At 63.0% G+C, this 18,314-nt stretch carries 20 protein-coding genes; 10 read left to right on the forward strand and 10 right to left on the reverse strand.

Annotated features, from left to right (window positions below; all coding sequences use genetic code 11):
• Nucleotides 1–48: 48 nt before the first annotated feature.
• Both D0B32_RS25840 and D0B32_RS25845 read left to right on the forward strand, forming a co-directional pair.
• Nucleotides 49–237 carry a hypothetical protein gene (locus tag D0B32_RS25840; protein ID WP_117337134.1) on the forward strand — a complete coding sequence of 63 codons (189 nt, stop codon included), beginning with the start codon at nucleotides 49–51 and terminating at the stop codon, nucleotides 235–237.
• Nucleotides 238–276: 39 nt separating this feature from the next.
• The gene (locus tag D0B32_RS25845; protein WP_117337135.1) at nucleotides 277–759 is read left to right on the forward strand and encodes a universal stress protein; all 483 of its coding nucleotides are present in this window, start codon (nucleotides 277–279) and stop codon (nucleotides 757–759) included.
• 62 nt (nucleotides 760–821) lie between these two features.
• On the opposite strand, the gene D0B32_RS25850 is transcribed toward D0B32_RS25845, so the two are convergent.
• The 3 genes from D0B32_RS25850 to D0B32_RS25860 form a co-directional block, all read right to left on the reverse strand.
• Entirely contained in the window at nucleotides 822–1,481 is a 660-nt protein-coding gene (locus D0B32_RS25850; protein ID WP_117337136.1) for a MarC family protein, read from the reverse strand.
• A 21-nt stretch (nucleotides 1,482–1,502) separates the two neighbouring features.
• The gene (locus D0B32_RS25855) at nucleotides 1,503–2,528 is read right to left on the reverse strand and encodes an alpha/beta hydrolase (RefSeq protein WP_259295141.1); all 1,026 of its coding nucleotides are present in this window, start codon (nucleotides 2,526–2,528) and stop codon (nucleotides 1,503–1,505) included.
• Between the two features lie 150 nt (nucleotides 2,529–2,678).
• A complete protein-coding gene (locus D0B32_RS25860) occupies nucleotides 2,679–2,960 on the reverse strand; it encodes a hypothetical protein (protein WP_117337137.1) in 282 nt (93 codons plus the stop codon).
• Between the two features lie 288 nt (nucleotides 2,961–3,248).
• Between D0B32_RS25860 and D0B32_RS25865 the strand changes: the two genes are divergently transcribed.
• The 5 genes from D0B32_RS25865 (at nucleotide 3,249) to D0B32_RS25885 (ending at nucleotide 6,138) form a co-directional block, all read left to right on the forward strand.
• Nucleotides 3,249–3,434, forward strand: coding sequence for a DUF3563 family protein (locus D0B32_RS25865; protein ID WP_117337138.1), 186 nt, complete (start codon nucleotides 3,249–3,251; stop codon nucleotides 3,432–3,434).
• Nucleotides 3,435–3,575: 141 nt separating this feature from the next.
• Nucleotides 3,576–3,836 (forward strand): hypothetical protein, encoded by a 261-nt coding sequence (locus D0B32_RS25870; protein WP_117337139.1) that lies wholly within the window; start codon nucleotides 3,576–3,578, stop codon nucleotides 3,834–3,836.
• 104 nt (nucleotides 3,837–3,940) lie between these two features.
• A complete protein-coding gene (locus D0B32_RS25875; RefSeq protein ID WP_117337140.1) occupies nucleotides 3,941–5,077 on the forward strand; it encodes an FUSC family protein in 1,137 nt (378 codons plus the stop codon).
• Nucleotides 5,078–5,102: 25 nt separating this feature from the next.
• Nucleotides 5,103–5,510: a PPC domain-containing DNA-binding protein gene (locus D0B32_RS25880; RefSeq protein WP_117337141.1), complete on the forward strand. Its 408-nt coding sequence runs from the start codon at nucleotides 5,103–5,105 to the stop codon at nucleotides 5,508–5,510.
• 199 nt (nucleotides 5,511–5,709) lie between these two features.
• Nucleotides 5,710–6,138 (forward strand): NUDIX hydrolase, encoded by a 429-nt coding sequence (locus D0B32_RS25885; protein WP_117337142.1) that lies wholly within the window; start codon nucleotides 5,710–5,712, stop codon nucleotides 6,136–6,138.
• On the opposite strand, the gene D0B32_RS25890 is transcribed toward D0B32_RS25885, so the two are convergent.
• Nucleotides 6,128–6,346, reverse strand: a complete 219-nt coding sequence (locus D0B32_RS25890; protein ID WP_117337143.1) for a hypothetical protein — start codon at nucleotides 6,344–6,346, stop codon at nucleotides 6,128–6,130. The two genes, D0B32_RS25885 and D0B32_RS25890, sit on opposite strands and share 11 nt — an antisense overlap.
• Nucleotides 6,347–6,665: 319 nt before the next feature.
• On the opposite strand from D0B32_RS25890, the gene D0B32_RS25895 reads away from it, so the two are divergent.
• From D0B32_RS25895 to D0B32_RS25905, 3 genes are all read left to right on the forward strand, one after another.
• Nucleotides 6,666–6,890: a hypothetical protein gene (locus D0B32_RS25895; protein ID WP_117337144.1), complete on the forward strand. Its 225-nt coding sequence runs from the start codon at nucleotides 6,666–6,668 to the stop codon at nucleotides 6,888–6,890.
• Nucleotides 6,891–7,286: 396 nt separating this feature from the next.
• Nucleotides 7,287–8,729 (forward strand): alkaline phosphatase family protein, encoded by a 1,443-nt coding sequence (locus D0B32_RS25900; RefSeq protein WP_117337145.1) that lies wholly within the window; start codon nucleotides 7,287–7,289, stop codon nucleotides 8,727–8,729.
• 430 nt (nucleotides 8,730–9,159) lie between these two features.
• Nucleotides 9,160–10,605 carry a cytosine permease gene (locus D0B32_RS25905; RefSeq protein WP_117337146.1) on the forward strand — a complete coding sequence of 482 codons (1,446 nt, stop codon included), beginning with the start codon at nucleotides 9,160–9,162 and terminating at the stop codon, nucleotides 10,603–10,605.
• 41 nt (nucleotides 10,606–10,646) lie between these two features.
• Here D0B32_RS25905 and D0B32_RS25910 read toward each other — a convergent pair whose 3' ends face one another.
• The 6 genes from D0B32_RS25910 to D0B32_RS25935 all read right to left on the reverse strand — a co-directional run bounded on the left by D0B32_RS25910 (nucleotide 10,647) and on the right by D0B32_RS25935 (nucleotide 18,267).
• Nucleotides 10,647–12,107 (reverse strand): MFS transporter, encoded by a 1,461-nt coding sequence (locus D0B32_RS25910; RefSeq protein WP_259295142.1) that lies wholly within the window; start codon nucleotides 12,105–12,107, stop codon nucleotides 10,647–10,649.
• Nucleotides 12,108–12,154: 47 nt separating this feature from the next.
• On the reverse strand, nucleotides 12,155–12,763 hold the full coding sequence (locus tag D0B32_RS25915) for a TetR/AcrR family transcriptional regulator (RefSeq protein WP_259295143.1): 609 nt from the start codon (nucleotides 12,761–12,763) through the stop codon (nucleotides 12,155–12,157).
• A 110-nt stretch (nucleotides 12,764–12,873) separates the two neighbouring features.
• On the reverse strand, nucleotides 12,874–14,169 hold the full coding sequence (locus D0B32_RS25920; protein ID WP_117337147.1) for a sugar efflux transporter: 1,296 nt from the start codon (nucleotides 14,167–14,169) through the stop codon (nucleotides 12,874–12,876).
• Nucleotides 14,170–14,346: 177 nt separating this feature from the next.
• Nucleotides 14,347–16,326 (reverse strand): beta-galactosidase, encoded by a 1,980-nt coding sequence (locus D0B32_RS25925; protein ID WP_117337148.1) that lies wholly within the window; start codon nucleotides 16,324–16,326, stop codon nucleotides 14,347–14,349.
• A gap of 177 nt (nucleotides 16,327–16,503) precedes the next feature.
• Nucleotides 16,504–17,355 (reverse strand): carbohydrate ABC transporter permease, encoded by an 852-nt coding sequence (locus tag D0B32_RS25930; RefSeq protein ID WP_117337149.1) that lies wholly within the window; start codon nucleotides 17,353–17,355, stop codon nucleotides 16,504–16,506.
• A gap of 9 nt (nucleotides 17,356–17,364) precedes the next feature.
• The gene (locus D0B32_RS25935) at nucleotides 17,365–18,267 is read right to left on the reverse strand and encodes a carbohydrate ABC transporter permease (protein ID WP_404935600.1); all 903 of its coding nucleotides are present in this window, start codon (nucleotides 18,265–18,267) and stop codon (nucleotides 17,365–17,367) included.
• Between the last annotated feature and the right edge of the window lie 47 nt (nucleotides 18,268–18,314).

The raw sequence follows: 18,314 nt of genomic DNA on the forward strand, positions 1-18,314 counted from the left end.
GTCACGCGCTGCGACGACGCGCAAAACCGATTGAAAGGATGTCCAATTATGTTTCCGTTCCTGAACCGTCCCGCTCACTCCGATGCCGCCCGCGCTCACGCCGCTGTGGGCGCCCCGGCCATCGAATCCGCTCTGGCAGATACGACGCTCGAACACGATGCGGCGGATGCAGCGCGGCCGGCCACGTATGACGAACTCATGCCCTATCTGATTCTCGCTATGGCCGGCGCGCACTGACGCCCCGCGTGCTCACCTCCCGATCCAAGGAGTCACACCATGTACAAGCATATTCTCGTCGCGGTTGGCAGCAATCCGGACTTCACCACCTTGCAATCCGCCATCGACATGGCCCGCGACTGCGGGGCCCGTCTCACCGCGCTGCACGTAGTCGATGCCGCGCCGCACATCACCCTGATGGCCGACCTCGAGGTGGGCGCCGCAATCGACGCCTTCGAAACCCAGGGCCGCGCCATCGTCGAGCAGTGCAGCCGTGCCCTGCGCCAGGCCGGTTGCGACGGCGAGGCGCAGATGTGGGCCACCCCGCTGTGCGGCGCCTGCATTGGACACGCCGTCGCCGCCGCCGCGCGCGAACTCGACGCGGATCTCATCATGGTCAGCAGCGTGAACCCCGGCTGGCTGCGCATCTACGCTCAAAACGTGCCGAAAGACATCATGCGCTTCAGCACCCTCCCCGTGCTCGTGATGACCCGACCGTTCGAGGTGCCGCAGCAGTCGACCTTCGCCCATGCAGCAGCATGAATCACACGTCAATACCTGAAGCCAGGGCCGAACGCAGCGGCGCCAGCGCGCCGCGCTCCCCTTCAATGCAGATGCAATGAGTTGAGCAGTTCCGACAGTCCCAGCCACAAAATCTGCACGCCAATACAAAAGATCGCGAAGGCAAACAGCCGCATCGCGACCTGGGTGCCCGAGGTGCCGAGCAGCCGCGCGATATGACCGGCGAAGCGCACGCATACATAGATACTCACGCAGAGCACCGCCAGCGCGAGCCCGACGCCAATAAAGTGCACGGGCTGGAGACCTTCACGCGGCGAACCCGTGCCGAGCGCGATCGCCACCGAAATCGCGCCGGGCCCCACCGTCACCGGCAAGGTCAGCGGATAAAAAATCTTGTTGCGCCACGACTCGTTGCGACTGGCCATTGAATCCGGGCCGGCCTCGCTGGCATCGTCGGACGACTGCAGCAGATTCCAGCCGGCCACGGCAATCACGATGCCGCCTGCCACGCGCAGCACCGGAATCGAAATGCCCAGAAACGACAGGAGATACGCGCCAATCGACAGGCACGCCAGCAGGATCACGAGGCTGTTGATCGCAATGCGCCGCGCCATCTCCGCACGTTCGGCGGGCGTGGCATGCGGCACGAGACTCAGAATGATGAACGCCGTGGCCGGCGGATTGATGATCGGAAAGAGCGAGGCGACGATCAGCAACACCGTCTTGGTCAATTCGTGAACCATCGTTGCAATCCTGTTTGCGGGTCAGCGAAAGGGGCTGCGCTCAGCGTCGTGCCAGCGGGCGCGGATAAAGGCCGCCGCCTGGCCCAATGCCGCGCGCGCTTCCGGAACGAAGGGTGCGAAGCAATGCCAGGCATGCGGCAGGGCGTGCCATTCGGCGATTTCCACGTGGTTGCCTTGACGTTGCAGTTTAGCGGCAAGTTCACGGGCATCAAGACATAACGCTTCGGTATCGCTCGTCTGGATATGAATGGGCGGCAGATCGTGCAGCTTCGCGCGTGCCGGCGAGGCCAGCACGTCGAACGGCCGCACGTTGCGCAGATACATCTTCGCGGCGACTTCCATCGCCGTGCGGTTCATCGACACCACATTGTGCTGGGCCCGCCAGATGGTCGTCAGGTCGGCCCACGGCGACAGCAGCACCGCACCGCCCGGCAATGGCTCGCCGCTGTCGCGCAACGCCACCATTGCGGCCAGAGCGAGACCGGCTCCGGCGGAGTCGCCGGCCAGCACGATCGAAGCCGGCTCGATGCGCCGCGCCAGCAAGGTGCGGTAGGCATGCAGGGTCTCCTGCAGCGCAGCGGGAAAGGGATGCTCGGGGGCGAGGCTGTAGTCCAGCGCGAAGACGGCCGAACCGGATGCGCGCGCCAGTTCGACGGTCACCGCGCGATGCGTCGCGGGCGAGCCGAAGTAGTACGCGCCGCCGTGCAGATACAGCACCACGGTTTCGGTGTGTGCGGCGGCGGCAGTCTCGGGACGCAGCCACTCGCCCTTCAGTTCGCGGTCGGCGTAGCGGCGCACCTGTGGGCAAAGCAGACGCGCGGCGATCCGGCCCGCCCGCGTGTATCGGTGCGCCCGCAGACGCAGCGCGTGCACGTCCGGCGCGGGACGGCGGCTCGAACCGAAATGCAGCGCCATCACGAGGGGAATCGCGCGGCGCAGCCAGGTGGCCTGCCAGCTTTCCGGACGCGCAGAGACCGTGGGGCTCAGGCTCAGGTGAAGCGGCGTGCTGGTTTGAAGATCCGGGGTATCCACGATGCGCTGATCCAAAAAGAGTCGCCGGTGCAGGACGCAACGGCGACTCGGGTTTGCCATGCAGGTGCGGGCGATCTGCCGGCCTGCATCCATTGATGTTAGGTATGCCTGGTAGTCTTAAGGCCGACCACAGGGGCGACCACAGCGGCAACCTCAGTGGCAACCTCAGCGGCGCCAGTAGCCGTAGCCATAACCGCCGTAATAGCGCGGATAGACAGGAGGCCCGTAGTAGCCCACCACGGGCGCCGTGTAGACCGGCGGCGGAGGCGGCGCGTAGTACACAGGCGGAGGAGGCGCATAGACCGGCAGCGCGGGCATGACCGGGTATGCGGGCGCGGCGACCACGGGAAAGCCAATCCCCACGCCAATCGACACATGCGCGCTGGCGCAGCGCACGAGTCCAACGGCAAGCACCGCGGCCACCACGAGTTGAGGAATGATCTTCATGTCCTGCTCTCCTTATCGTTTGACGCTCGTCCGTTGACGTCGTCCCATGTCTGCATGGTGAGCCAATAAAGTGAGCCAGGAATTAGCGCGTTGCCCCGGGCATCCGCGCGCGTTAGCTGACGTTTTGCGCGCGCTGGCGTGCTCATTTTCACCTCATTCTGGGTCCCTACTATCCGTTCCATCGACGAGCGGCGCTGGGTTGCACAACCGGAACTACCGCACGCCGCAACCCCTGCGACGAAGCGGAGATGGACTTCTCCACGCGCCGCTAAACGACTGGAGTTCGCCATGTTTGCCAACCTTGCCAAGAAACTGAATGCGCTGCTCGTGACCACCGATGAGCGCGACCGCGACGCCTACCTGGCCTCGTCAGTGGATTTCGCCGACCTCGAACGCCGCATGGACTATCTGGAGATGAACCACCAGCCGTTCACCCTGTATTCCGCCGGCGTGCCGCATGACTGGCGCGATTGAGGTGCCTCATCCGGCTGAAGGAACCCGATGTTGCGGTGAACGGAAAGGACTTCCCATAAATTTCCACCATGGAAAGATTTCTTGACCGCGCCGCAGCATCGAATCAATGCCATTCCAACTTCTTATGGAACCCGTGACAGCATGAACATGCCCGTTGATGAACGTCTGAATACGCTGAGCGAGATTGCCCACGAATGCCTCGGCATTGAGCCATTCGCGGCCGTCGATACGCGCTTGCGTGCGCACTATGTGGTGAGCGCGGAGAGTCTGGTTCGCGCGCTGGAAAGCGCCTATGACATTGGCCTGATTGCGGGCTATCGCCTGAACCGGGTTCATATCGTGCAGACGGCGCAAGAGCGACGCGCACTTGAGGCGGATGCCGACACTGGCCTGTACGCGTGACTCGTCGCTCGTGACGTGCTGGACAACAGGTGGATCACCTAGAATGATGGGGTCGTGCCCGCCGTGATCTCTCCCCGCATTTTGTTCAGCACAGGGTGCCCATCATGAATGACGACCCGCAGACCGCCGCACGCGGAGAAGGCTCAACGGATTCCGTGGGTGATGCGCGCACGGTGATCGAGCGGCCCGTCACGGCGTTCGTCGGCTGGCTGGAACGGCTCGACCCCGGCACGCATCGCCGGGTCAAGGGCTTGCGCCTCGTGACGGCGTACGGCCTCGCGGCCGCGCTCGGCACCTTGCAGGACATCGCGCACAGCGTACCGAGCAGCGTTTCGCTCGGCACGCTGGCAGCCAACTTCGCGCTCTGGGCGAGCGTTTCCGAAGGCAAGACGACGCGCGCCGAGTCGAGCCGCGATCTCCTGCTGTTGTGTCTCGCAGCGGCCTTGGGCGCGGCACTCTTCGCCACGATCTCGGGATCGCTGCACTCGGTTGCACGAGGCGGCGCGGAACTCGTCCTCGTCAGCGGTGCGTTTGCGGTTGGTTATCTGAAGCGCTTTGGCACCCTCGGTGCCGGCATGGGCTCGCAGTTCTATATTGGCGAATTGCTGGCCTACGGCGCACACCTCGTCCCTTCCGATCTGGCAGCCATCGCTATCGCCGCCGCGATTGCTGCGTTGTCGTCCATCGTGCCGCGCGTACTGAGCGGACCCGCCGAGCGCCCGGCGACGCTCGCCGCGCTCGCGGCCGGGCCGATGCCCGAGCGCGGGCATCTGTCGCCCGAATTGAGCATGGGCTTGCAGGCAGCGGCGGGGGCACTAATCATCGTTATCCTAAACAACCGGATCGGTCTGCTGGAATCCGCCTGGGCCATCACCGCCTGTACCTATGTGGTGGCCGGCTCGGCAAGCGGCACGATACAGCGGGTGCGCCGGCGCATCATCGGTACGCTGGTGGGGGTGCCGCTCGGTCTCGTCTGCCTGCCGCTCGCGGAGCACGCGCCACTGCTGGTCTGGGCCTTCGCTGCCCTCGCCATGATCGTCTATGCAATGGCCTTGCCCGAACGTTACGATGTCGCCTGCGGCGCCTTTGCCTTCGCGTTGATCGTGACACTCGCGGTGTCCGGCGTGCACTCCATACCCGTGTTCGCCGCGCGTGCATGGGAAACGCTGCTAGGCGGCGCACTCGGCCTGCTCGCCGCGATGTTTGTGTTTCCCATCCGGCTGCCCGAATCCCTCAAATAACCGCTCATCGCACCGGGAACCGCTCATGCAAGCCCATCCTCTTCGTCTTGCGCCTGGCGACGATCTGCGCATCACGCTAACCGAAGCACTGCGTCAACTCGGACTCGATGCGGCGTTCGTGATACAGGGCATCGGCAGCCTCAGCGTCGCCCAACTGCGCTTCGCCGGAGCGGACGCGCCAACCGAATTGCGCGGCGACCTCGAAATACTGACGCTCGCGGGTTCGATCTCTCCCGATGGCGCGCATCTGCATATGTCGGTGTCCGACTCGCGCGGACAGGTGTTCGGCGGACACGTAGCGGCTGGGTGCATCGTGCGCACCACGGCGGAATTGCTGCTGGCCCTGCTTCCGGCGCATCGCTTTACGCGCGAGCACGATACTGCGACCGGCTTCATGGAACTCGTGATCCGCCATGCACCAGATCGGACCTGATTCGCCATCGAAACAGCGCATTCCGTTGCGAGGATGAACCCCGCAGAATTTTGGAGACCCGTACACTACGTGCGCGATCTTCGCTTGTGGCAAGCCGTTCTCCGCGTCCCTGGCCCGCGCTTTGCTCTCACGCTCGTTCGTACGAGCGCGCTTTGAGCACGTTTTTCAACCCGCATGAAATCACTCAGGCAGGCAGAGGATGAAAGACAGAGCAACGGTGATCTGTGTGCGCGACGACCGCATCCTGCTCGTGGCGCGGGAGCGCTCGCGCTGGTCGTTGCCCGGCGGCAGGGTCAAACGCGGAGAAGCGCTGCATGAAGGTGCGCGGCGCGAACTCGAGGAAGAGACGACGCTTGTCGCCAGCCAACTGATGTATCTGTTCCAGTTCAACGGTTTCAACACGCAGCATCACGTGTTCTTCGCGGATGCCGAGCCGCATGCCGTTGCCATCCCCAGCAATGAGATCGCGCGATGCAAGTGGTTTGCGCCGGTCAAAATTGCCACGCTTTCAACGAGCGTGCCGACACGCGCCATCGTGGCGCTCTTCTTCGAGCACATTGGCGCGCAGGTGCCGGGTCAGCTTCAGGACCCCGCGACGGGCAGCGATGCCACGGTTGCTAACTACTGACCGTTGGGCAGCCGAGGCAGTGCCACACGCAATCGCAGCCCTCGCCGAGCAGCACGCGTGAAAACGAGGTACCGCAGGCCGTGCAGCGGTAATGCTCGACGGCGGGTACGCCACTGAGTTCGCCAATACCCAGCAGCGCCAGGCCCTGGCGCAGTCCTTTGGTGGACGGGAGGCCATTCAGATCGAGGCAGGATTCGCACGGTGGCATAGGGGACGTCCTCCAGGTTGGTGTTCGCGGTTTGAACCGACCGCCAGTGGACCTCAGTCCACGCGCCCTGGTGATGCACTGCGCCATTTCATCATAGGCGACTTCATGGCAGATTGGCCAGCATATTGACGTCTGTTGGACACATATCGCCTGAATTCGCGCAGCAAAAAGTCTGCGAATACACCTGCGTGGCGGGCGTGACACGCTAAAAACCCTGTCAGCGAAATAGGTTGTTGCAATGCAACATGGATTCACCTATGCTGGGTGCAGCGAAGCCGGGCACTTCTTTCGGCTGGCTTCCCTACCTGCGGAGGCACCTATGACGAATCCGCGCGGTTTGCCTGAATTGACGCTGCACGTTTTCGAGCAGGACGGTGGTTGGCATTGGGGGCTGACCATCGCACGACCGCATGGCAACGGCAAGAAAGTAGTGGCGTATAGCGAAGAGACTTTTCGCTCCGAATCGCAGGCGCGAGCGGACGGGCAACGTGCCGTCCACGCTTTTGAACACGACGAAGGCCTGCGCCAGTCCGCACTGGCCTAAGCACACGCGCACGTATGGCATGCACGTGCGGCGAGGGCGCGCTCATCGCGCCTCGAAACGTCTCTGACAACGTAGCCTGACCAGCGCGTTTGTATTGCACCGCTTTTCCCCGGCAATCTCCGCACTCCCGCTGCACCCTTCCTCGCACTGCGCGACCCACACGTCGCAATTCATTCTCACGACCGCGGCACTTTCGCTGCGCAGATTCGTCTGACCCGTCATCAACCCGACCTGAAACCTGCGTACAAAATCGTGTGATGCGTGTCTTCACGTGCGACGCGCACGCCGCCTGCCGTTTTTTGCGCCGTGTTTTGCGCTGTGTTTGACGCGGCTTTTTACACAGCCCGCACGGGTCGGCAATCACAACCCCCGCAATCCCATCCACGAGGTCCATTCATGGCAAACCAGCTTGCTGAAATTCAGCACATTGTGGTGTTGATGCTCGAGAACCGCTCTTTCGATCACATGCTGGGGTTTCTGTACGCCGACCAGAACAACAAGACGCCAACGGGTCAGGCGTTCGAAGGACTCACCGGCAAGGAGTCCAACCCCGACAGCACCGGCGAAGCCGTCAAGGTCTACGCGCTCGCGGCGAACACGCAGAATCTGTATTTCCAGCCCGGTGCCGATCCCGGCGAAGGCTATAGCGCGACCAACTCGCAGTTGTTCGGCAAGGTCACGGCGCCGAGCCCCGCCACGGCCACCAACCAGGGCTTCGTCACCGATTACGCGTACACGCTGGGCTGGGAATCGAAAGAACCGAGCTGGTCGGTGTTGTCCGGCACGGTTGCCTCGGACATCATGGGCATGTTCACGCCGTCGCTGCTGCCGGTACTTTCGGGACTCGCGCGAGGCTATGCGGTGTGCGATCAATGGTTCAGTTCCGCGCCAACTGAAACGCTGCCGAACCGCGCGTTCGTATGTGCCGCGACGAGCCAGGGGCACATGGACGATCACACGAAGTCGTTCACGTGCCCGAGCATTTTTGGCCTGCTGTCGCAACACAATCAAAGCTGGATGATCTACGGATACGACCAGCAGCCTTTGACGCGGCTGAATTTCCCCGACACGACCCAGGCGTCGGACGATCACTTTGGCCTCTTCACGGATTTTCAGACCGCAGCCACTAACGGCACACTGCCGGCCTATACGTTTCTGGAACCCAGCTGGGAATCCACGGGCAACAGTCAGCATCCGAACTACGACGTGGCTTTGGGTGAACAGTTGATCCACGACGTGTACTACGCGCTGCGCAGCAACGAGGCGCAGTGGCAAAAGACGCTCTTGATCATCACCTACGACGAGCACGGCGGCTGCTACGACCATGTGCCGCCGCCGTTGGGCGCCGTGCCGCCGGACAATTCGACCGGCGAGTATGGTTTCGATTTCAAGCGCTTCGGCGTGCGCGTGCCGACCGTGCTGGTCTCGCCGCTCATCGAAGCGGGCAGCGTGTTCCGCGTGCCGGCGAACGGCACGCCGCTCGATCACACTTCCATCCTGAAGACGGTGGAAACCCGTTGGGGCCTGCCGGCGCTGACCGCGCGCGATGCCGCGGCGCCGGACATCGGCGATGCGCTGACCTTGAGCACGCCGCGCACCGACGATCCACTCGCGGGCGTGACAGTGCCGAAGTCGAGCGGCGCCAATCCCTCGGCGGCGTTACCGTCGCATCTGCAAAAGGTCCACGCGGAACTCGTGTCGCACTTGCCGGTGCCCGATACGAACGGCGGGACCTATCATCAGATGCCTCCTTTGAATACGAACACCGACTACGCGCGGTACATCGAGGCGCGCACGGCGGCATGGATTGCGAGCCGTCGGCCGAAGACTTCGACGTAATCGCCGTTTCGTCGTATTGCGCGAAAAAATGGCCGCTCTGGTGGGTATCTGGAGCGGCCATTGTTATTGCGGCAGCGTATTCATCTGCGGTCAAAGCTTCACTCCCGGCTAGAGTGACTGCCTCTGGCTTTCTATCCTTGTCTATACATATGCGAGCCTGGTAGCCACGCATTGCGCGATATCGGGCGCGATGTCATGCACGGATCAATGCCTGTTCGCGGCGGCGCATAGGCGCGCATTAGAAAATCGTAGCCCCATCGGGTAAACGATAAACCCCATTAACTTGTCTATACATTTTGACTGACATACAGTGCCCTGAAGGATGGCAGCCGCTCGCGCATGCGCCATCCACTGGGGGACCTGCTCAGACAGCAGGTCAATGATTCATCGGGCGACATCCAACGGGACGCGCCACGGTTAGAGGATTGTCATGTCTGCTTCGAATGGCGGAACCCGCACGCGTACTATCGCCGAACGCCGCACCATCGACTACATTCCCGAAGCGGAACGTCACGGCGGCCTGTTCAGTCAGTTCACCCTGTGGCTCGCGGCCAATCTGCAGATCACCGCCATCGTCACCGGCGCGCTTGCCGTCGTGCTGGGTGGCGATGTGTTCTGGTCGCTCGTCGGCATCCTGATTGGCCAGATCATCGGCGCCGGCGTCATGGCCCTGCACGGCGCGCAGGGACCGCAACTCGGTCTTCCGCAGATGATTTCGAGCCGCGTGCAATTCGGCGTGTACGGCGCGGTCATTCCCATCGTGCTGGTTTGCCTGATGTACGTGGGCTTTTCCGCGAGCGGCACGGTGCTCGCCGGCCAGGCGGTCGCGCAACTGCTGCACGTGGACGACGCCGTGGGCATCGTCGCCTTTACTGCGGTCATCGTGGTGTTCACCGTGCTCGGCTATCGCGTGATCCACGGCATTGGGCGCATTGCCAGCGTGGTTGGCGTGATTGCGTTCGTCTATATGTTCGCGCAGCTTCTGATCGGCCATGACGTCGGCGCGTTGCTCGGCAACTGCCATTTCACGCTCGCGAACTTCCTGCTTGCCATGTCGCTGTCCGCGTCATGGCAGATTGCCTTTGGCCCCTACGTGGCCGACTATTCCCGCTACCTGCCACGCGCCACTTCGGCACGCAAGACCTTCTGGGCGATCGGCCTCGGCTCGGGAATCGGTGCGCAGATTTCCATGGTGTTCGGCGTGTTCGCCGCCGCGCTGGCCGGCAAGCAGTTCTCGGGACACGAGGTGTCGTTCGTGGTCGGACTCGGCGCAACCGGCAAGATTGCCGCGCTGCTGTTCTTTGCCATCGCCTTCGGCAAGATCACGATCACCACGCTCAATGCCTACGGTAGCGTGATGTCGATTACGACCGTGGTCAGCGGTTTTCGCGGCGACAACCGCCTGTCTACCCGCAGCCGGCTCGTCTATATCCTGGCCATGGTGGGCGTGGCGATGTGGCTCGCGCTGGCTGGACGCCATGCGTTCCTGAAGGAATTCTCGTCGTTCATCCTGTTCCTGCTCGCGTTCTTCACGCCGTGGAGCGCCATCAATCTGGTCGACTATTACTTCATCACGCGCGATCGCTATGACGTCCCCGCACTTTATGATCCAGACGGCCGGTATGGACAGTGGAACACCACCGGCATCGTGATCTACGTAATTGGTGTGCTGGTGCAACTGCCGTTCATTTCGAGCGCGTTCTATACGGGGCCGTTGGTCGACTCGCTGGATGGCGCGGACATCTCGTGGATCGTCGGACTGATCGTGCCCGCCGTGCTGTATTTTTTCGCGGCGCGTCGCACAGCAGCCCACATTCCCGCGCAACTGATTTTGCCGGCGGATTCCACGCTTGTCGGGGAACGCGTTTCGCAGTGATCGTGCGGCGCGCGTGTTGGAGCTGGCGTAGCCGGTGAGGTTCAGCTCGTGCGGTTAGCGTGCCGCCTCGCCCCCGCCGACGCCCGCACCGACAACACCGCGGACACCACCAGACATCCCGCGACGCTCAGCATGGCGACGATAAACGCGCGCGCCATTGAAGCCGGCGACGCGTGCACGCCCGCGACGGCATAAAACACGCCGCCAATCACGGCCACGCCCAGCGCCGCACTAATCTGCAATGCCGAATTGACCACCCCCGAGATCATGCCGGAGCCGCCAACCGGGCCCCGATCAATCACGCTGCGCACGAGTGTGGGCAGCGCCCATCCCTGACCAAAGCCAATCAGCCACAACGCGGCGTCCATCGGCAAGCTGGCAGGAAATTGGCCTGCCGGCGCCGCTGCCACCACCAGACACAACAGCACACAGCCGATTACTTCGCATGACATACCAATGGCGGGAACAAACCGCCCAAAGGCACGGATCGCGAGCGGTGTCGTAAGCGGGCCCAAAAAGAAGCCCAGGCCGCAAGGCACGAACACGAGCCCCGCCGACAACGCGCTCGCGCCCAGCGCGCCTTGCAGGTAAACCGAAAACGTCAGAAAGAATGCTGACATCACGTAGAACAGCAGCACACCCATCAGGCCCACCACCAGACCCGGCATGCGCACGAGTTCGGGATTGACCAGCGGTGTGCCGCCCCGCTGCGCCAGAGCGGTTTCGTAACGCCAGAACAGCACCCCGGCCACGGGGCACGCCACCAGCATCAGCCATGACCACCACGGCCAGCCCGCTTCGCGTCCCTCCACCAGCGGCGTAATCAACAAACCCAACGCCAGTGCCGACAACACGACGCCCACGCGATCGAGTCGGGCAGGGTGATCGCTGCGTGTGTCGGGCAAGAGCGGCAAGCCGCCCATGAACACCGCTGCGACGATAGGCAGGTTGATCAGAAAGATGATCCGCCAATGCAGGTGAAACAGATTCGCCGAAATGAGCAGACCGCCGATGGCCTGAGCAATCACAGCCGCGAGACCAATGGCTGCACCGTAAAAGCTCAACGCCCGCGATTTCTCATGATCGGGAAACAACGCATGAATGGAGGCGAGCCCCTGTGGTGCCATGACGGCGGCACTCAATCCTTGCAGGATGCGCCCGACGATGAGCATCATCGGTGAGACCGCGCATCCACACAGCACCGACGACAAACCAAACCCGGTCAATCCAGCCAGAAACACGCGTCGCCGCCCAAACAGATCGCCCAGCCGGCCGCCTGTGATCAGGAACACCGCATACGCGCCTGCATAGCCGGAGATCACCAGCTGAACCTCGGCGGGCGTCGCGCCGAGCCCCTGACGAATCGACGGCAGCGCGACATTCACGATGAAGAAGTCGAGCGGCGGCAAGAACGCCCCCACCAGCAGCACCGCAAAGGCGGCCCAGCGACGCGGATCGTGCGTGGTGGCAACTTGATGAGGCGTCATCGTCACAGGATTCATCACCTTCTCCGATAGGAACCGATCGGTTCCCAATTAAGCAAAAAAATTTAGTCGAGAATCCGCATGGCGGTGTCTATTACCGCAATCATGTCTTTTTTCGCCACGCCGGTCTTCCCGACTGCGCGCATGCCTTGGGTCAGACACAGCAGCAGGCGCGCCAGCGTCTGGCTGTCCTGATCTGCGGCGATCTCGCCCTGCGCCTGGCCACGTTCGATAGCGGCGGCGAACGCGTTCTGCAGCCACGCAAACATGTTGCCGATACGTTCGGAGATTTCTGCGTCATGCGGCACCATCTCGGTAGCCGCCGCGACCAGCGGGCAGCCGCGCCGCCCAGTGGGGCCGCTCGCCAGTTGTGCATAACGCAGCAGCGCCTCGTGGATCGCCGCTTTGACCGGACCCGGCGTCTGCAAATTGGACGAGACGCGCTCACACGCGCGGGCGATGTAGAGATCGAGCCCCGCCAGAAACAGGCCTTTTTTGTCGCCGAATGCCTTGTACAGGCTGCCTCGCGACAGACCGGTGCCTTCGATCAGATCAGGCAGCGACGTGCCGTTGTAGCCATGCGACCAGAACACCTGCATGGCAGCCTCGGCCGCCTCGTCGAGTTCGAACTCGCGCGGCCGGCCTGGGCCTGCCTGGATATCGTATGAGGGCATGATCGAATATGGAACCGTTCAGTCTAGAACCGAGTCTACACCTTCGTGCGACGGATTACCAGTTGCGATATTGCGCGCAGAACGGCTTGCGGGGAGTCGTCTTGATGCCGTTATTTTTCCCGGCGCGGCCAACGGTCCATGACATAGCGCGCCATCTTGCGCCACGGTGGATCCTCGAACAGGATGAGCGCCACGAGCGCGAGGCAACCGCAGAACAGGAACGTCCCCTTGTAGCCGACGCCTGCCACCAGCAGCCCGGACAACACGCCCGAGAGAATCGAGCCCACCCGTGACGCATTGAAGAACAACGCCGTGGCCGCGCCCGGTGTGCGCGGCATCAGATCCTGCACGTAGGTCATGCCGAGACATGAGGTCACAGCGACAACGAACGCGTTGAGCGCCTGCATCGGAATCAGGAACGAGACGGAATTGACCGCCGCAACGCAGATGAAATACACCATATGCACGCCGGCGCAAGCGGCCAGCCAGCGCATTTTATTGAGCGTCGCGCCACGCGCGCCGAGCGCCAGCATCATCGGAATTTCGAGGAATGCGCCAAGGCCGAGCATGATGGACACGTCGATGCTCGTGCCATGCAGCGCACGCACCACGTAGAGCGGCAGCACGATCATGGTGGCGTTGGCCGCCAGTCCGATCAGTGTCAAGGCAAGCACGGAGCGCCAGATGAGGCGTGACGACGCCACGGGATGGACGAAGTCCGGCTCGACCGGCGTTTTCGGATCGACGGTCGTGACTTCCAGCGAGGTGGCAGGGTCGCCAGCAATGCGCTCTGGCATCTCGTCGTGCGGTTCGACATCCGGCGTCTCACGCATGCGCCAGACAATGGCGCCGCAGACTGCGAAGCACGCAGCGGCGAACAGAAACAGGCCATAAAAGCCGATGCCTGCCAATACGAGTGCCCCCACCGACGGCCCGAACACCCACGCCATCGACAACACGGTGCGCAGCGTCGCAGTGGCGAAGGTGCGCTCGGCTTCATCCGGTATGGGCAGCGCGACGCGTCCGAACGAAAACACCAGTGATAGCGCCGAGCCGCCCGCGCCGAGAAAAGCAATGCCGATAATCAGGAGAGCACGGTAATCGCGCACGAAGCACAGCAGCACGAAGCCGAGCGCGGCGGCGCCGAGCGCCGCCAGCAGCAGCGTGCGGTGGTGGCCGTGACGATCCGACCATTTGCCGGCCCAGCCGCTGGCCGCCACGCCGCTCGCGGCGATCAGCGTCATGAAGAGGCCGAGCCGCAGCGGCGTCATGCCGGCACGCTCGACGCCGAATAGCGAAAGATAGGGGGCGGTGAACGACATCGCTACCCCGAGCACCAGGGTCGCGCCTGCCAGCGACATGAAGGACGGAATCCGCGTGAGGCTGAGAAGGCGGGAGTAGTTCATCGATGACGCATAGTAGGGCTGGCTGCATACGCAAAGACGCGGATTCGCCCGTTGCACGCAGTTGGCTATCGGCAAGGACGAACGCGCCGGGCTCCGAACTGGAGGCCGGCGCGACGTCCGTTGAACCGGCAGTATGCCAAAGCTTACTGAAACGTGTCAGCCCGTCAGCAGGCGAGGTTAACGCTGCTCAACCCATGCGGCGACATCCACCGGGCCGAGTTCGCGGCTGCCCAGCACGAACTGCGCGCCATCCGGCGCGGGCACCTGCCACGTGCTATCGCCATAGTTGAAGGCGAAGCACACGCTGCCGAGACGCCGCAACCGCACGCCTTCCGGCAGCGTCTGCGTGGCGATGCCCGCGTCACGCAGACTCCGTTGCAGCACGGCTTTCAGCAAGGCTGGATCGAAACACGCGCTCACCATGCGGACCGTGCCCGCGCCGACCAGTGCCGGTACGCCGTCATCGAAAGCGGCCAGCACCTCGACCCCGGCGCCCGGTTCGATGTAGTCGCGCCAGCTCCTGCCCTGCCCCTGCACGCCCTCGAAGCTGATGCCCGGCCGCAGCGACGGCCGCAGCGACTCGCTTTGCGCCACCCGCACGTCCAGAACCGCCTGTAGCGGTCCCGGCGCGAGCGTGGCGGGGATCGTGAAGTCCGCCGTACGTGAGCCCGTGCGCGGGCCGAATAGCCAGTGTGCATCGCCTTTCTTGATCTGTGCCACCAGCGCATCGGGCACGACCGGCAGCGACGGCGCGAGCACCAGCTTGTAGCCGCTCAGATCGGCGCTGGCCGGCAGCATGTCCACGTCCACGCCCATTTCACGCAGGCATGAGTACCATTCGAACACCAGCCGCTGATAGTCGAAATCCGCACCGTGGCGCTGAATCTGCACGATCCAGTCCGCCGGATAATCGAACAGCAGGGCAACCGGCGCCTGTTTGGTCGTCGTAGTGGCGGCGTTAGCGGCGTAGTCAGGCGCGGCGAAGGCAGCCATCTCCCGCGCCACTCTGGCAATTTCTTCGCCGCCGGCCGTGAGCCGGTCGTCGGGCGCGTTGATGCCCGAATGCATTTGCTCCTGCGCGAACGGCGCCTGGCGCCAGCGGAAATACGACACCAGCTCCGCCCCGTGCGCGAATGCCTCCCACGTCCACAGACGTGCCATGCCGGCCTTCGGCACCGGGTTGTACGGCGCCCAGTTGACCGGCCCGACCTGCTGCTCCATTACCCACATGCGCCCCTTGCCGACACCCCGATACAGGTCGTGATTGAAGGCGGGAATATCCGGGTGACCGCTTCTCGCCCAACGGTGCTTTTCGGCATCGTCGAACCACAGCACTTCCGTGCGCGGCAACGGATAGCTGTCCCATGCTGCGACATCCAGGCCACTCCTGGCGAACTCGTAGTGATCGAAGCTCGTGAAAAAGCCCATGAAGTTGTGCAGCAGATCACGCCCCGGCGCATGCTCGCGAATCAATTCGCCCTGCAGCCCGTGGAAGCTCGCCACCTCGCTCGACATGAAGCGGCGGAAGTCGAGCCAGTGGCTCGGGTTCGCATCGGTGGGCGTGAGATTGGGCAAACCGATTTCGTCGAAGCTGCTGTATTCCATGCTCCAGAACACGTTGCCCCAGGCCGTGTTCAGCTTCGCCACTTCGCCGTAACGCTTCGCGAGCCAGCGCGTGAAGCGCTCACGGGCCGCTTCGGTATAGGTGGGCGACGTATCGTGGCACGCCAGTTCGTTGTCGGTCTGCCACGCAATTACCGCGGGGTGCTTGCCATAGCGCCGCACCATCTGCGTGACGATGCGCGCGCAATGCTCGCGATACACCTCGCTCGAGATGTCGTAGTGACGACGCGAGCCGAAGTTCATCTTCACGCCGTCTTTCGTGACCGGCAAGATCTCGGGATGCAAGCTCACCAGCCAGCGCGGCGGCGTGGCAGTAGGCGTGCCCAGAATCACTTTCAGCCCGTGTTTCGCGAGCGTTTCAATGGCGGTATCCAGCCATGCCCATTCATAGCGGCCGGGTTCGGGTTCCATCCGGCTCCACGCGAATTCGGCAATGCGCACGCGGCTAATGCCCAGTTCCGCCATCCGGCGCGCGTCGCTTTCCCATTGATGCTGCGGCCATTGCTCGGGGTAATAGCAGACTCCTAAATGCATGGTGCTCTCGCTGTATGTTGTGATTGCGCCAGGTGGCGGTTTAATCGTGGTGAATGGCATTCGACAGGACGCGGCGCTGCAAGCGGGCGTGACTTGCCGCGAGGCGGCGTTGCTTGCGCACCGGCCAATCGTCAATGGGTCATACAGGGTAGAGCGGGCCTGCGCGGCCCGCGTCCGTTAACCTTTCGTTGCGCCGAACGTGAGCCCGGTAACGAAGTGCTTCTGCATCGCGAAGAACATCACGACCGATGGCAGCGCGGCGAGCACCGAGCCCGCTGAGACGAGATTCCACGACGTCGTCCACTGCCCTCTGAGGGCGGCCACGCCCACCGTGATCGGCGCGGCATCGTCACCTTGCGTCAGACAGAGCGCCCAGAAGTAGTCGTTCCACACAAAGGTGAAAACCAGAATGCCGAGCGCCGCGAGCGCCGGCCGCACGAGCGGCAACACGATGCGTGCGTAAATGGCCCACTCGCTGGCACCTTCCACACGGGCCGCTTCGATCAGCTCATACGGCAGCGCGCGAATGAAGTTGCGCAGAAACAGCGTGCAGAAACCGGTCTGAAACGCCGTATGAAACAGCACCAGCCCCAGCACCGTGTTGTAGAGACCGAGCGCCAGCGTGAGTTGCCGGACCGGAATCATCAGGATCTGCACCGGCACGAAATTGCCGGCCACGAAGATGGCGAGCAGCAGCAGGTTGCCGCGGAAGCGATAGTTGGCGAGTGCATGGCCCGCCATCGACGCCAGGAAGATCGACACCGCCACCGACGGCAGCGTGATCAGGATACTGTTCCAGAAGTAATGCAGCATCGGCGTTTGCGTGAGCGCCGTGCCGTAATTTTCGACCATCGCGAAGTGCTCGGGCCAGCCCCAGTAGTTACCGGCCGAGAGTTCATCACTGGAACGGATCGACGTCACCAGTACCGCGAGCAAGGGCAGCAGCCACAGAAACAACGCGACCGGCAGCGAGATTTTGTAGAGCAGACGGCTACCTGGCCGCCAGCGGGCAACGGGCATTGGATACATGACGGTTCCTCAGGATTCGCTGCGCACGAGGCGCCGCAATTGCCAGGTGATAAAGATCAGCATGATCAGGAACAGCACCACGGCGATCGCGGCGGAATAGCCTTCGCGGTAGTACTTGATGGCCTGGTCGTACATGAAGTAAGCGAGCACGGTCGAGCTGTCGAATGGACCGCCGCCGCTCATCACCGAGATCAGATCGAAACTGCGCAACGCGCCAATTACGGTCAGCACGAAGGCCATGAAGGTAGCGGGCCTCAGTTGCGGCAGGATCACGTGCCACAGCAGCGTGAAGCCTTTGGCGCCTTCCATGCGGGCTGCCTCGATCACTTCGGTATTGATACCCGTGAGGCCAGTCAGATAGAGAATCATGCAGAACGGAATCTGCGGCCACAGTGCGGCGAAGATGATGCCGTAGGTGACGTAGCGCGGATCGCCGAGCACCGGTATGCCATGCCCCACGATCAGCTTCAGCAAGCCGAAGGTGGGATCGTAAAACCAGCCGAACACCAGCCCCACCACCACGCCCGGCAGCACGAACGGCGCGAAGAACAGCGACTTGATGAGCCGGATGCCGCGCACGCTCTGATTCAGATACAGCGCAAACACAAGGCCGAAAGGCGGCGCGAGCAGAAACAGCACGAGCCAGATGACGTTGTTTTTCAGCGCCGTGTAGAACGTATCGGACTGGATCAGTTCCCGATAGTTGGCAAGGCCCACGAAACTTTTCGCGGTCATGCCGTCCCAGTTGTAGAAGCTCAGCACGATGCTGCTGATCACCGGGTAAATCACATAGATTGCGAACAGCAGGCCACCCGGCAGCAGGAACAACATGGCCGTGCGATTGCGGCGCCGGCTAAGCGGCGCCGGCGCCTTGCGACGCGCGCGGGTGACGGATACGGCTTTGTCTGAAATAGTGGTGGACACGTTCAGTTTCCTCGTCCGGCTAAAGACCGGCATCC

The sequence above is a fragment of the Paraburkholderia sp. DHOC27 genome (assembly GCF_003429005.1).
In the GTDB taxonomy this organism is placed as follows: domain Bacteria; phylum Pseudomonadota; class Gammaproteobacteria; order Burkholderiales; family Burkholderiaceae; genus Paraburkholderia.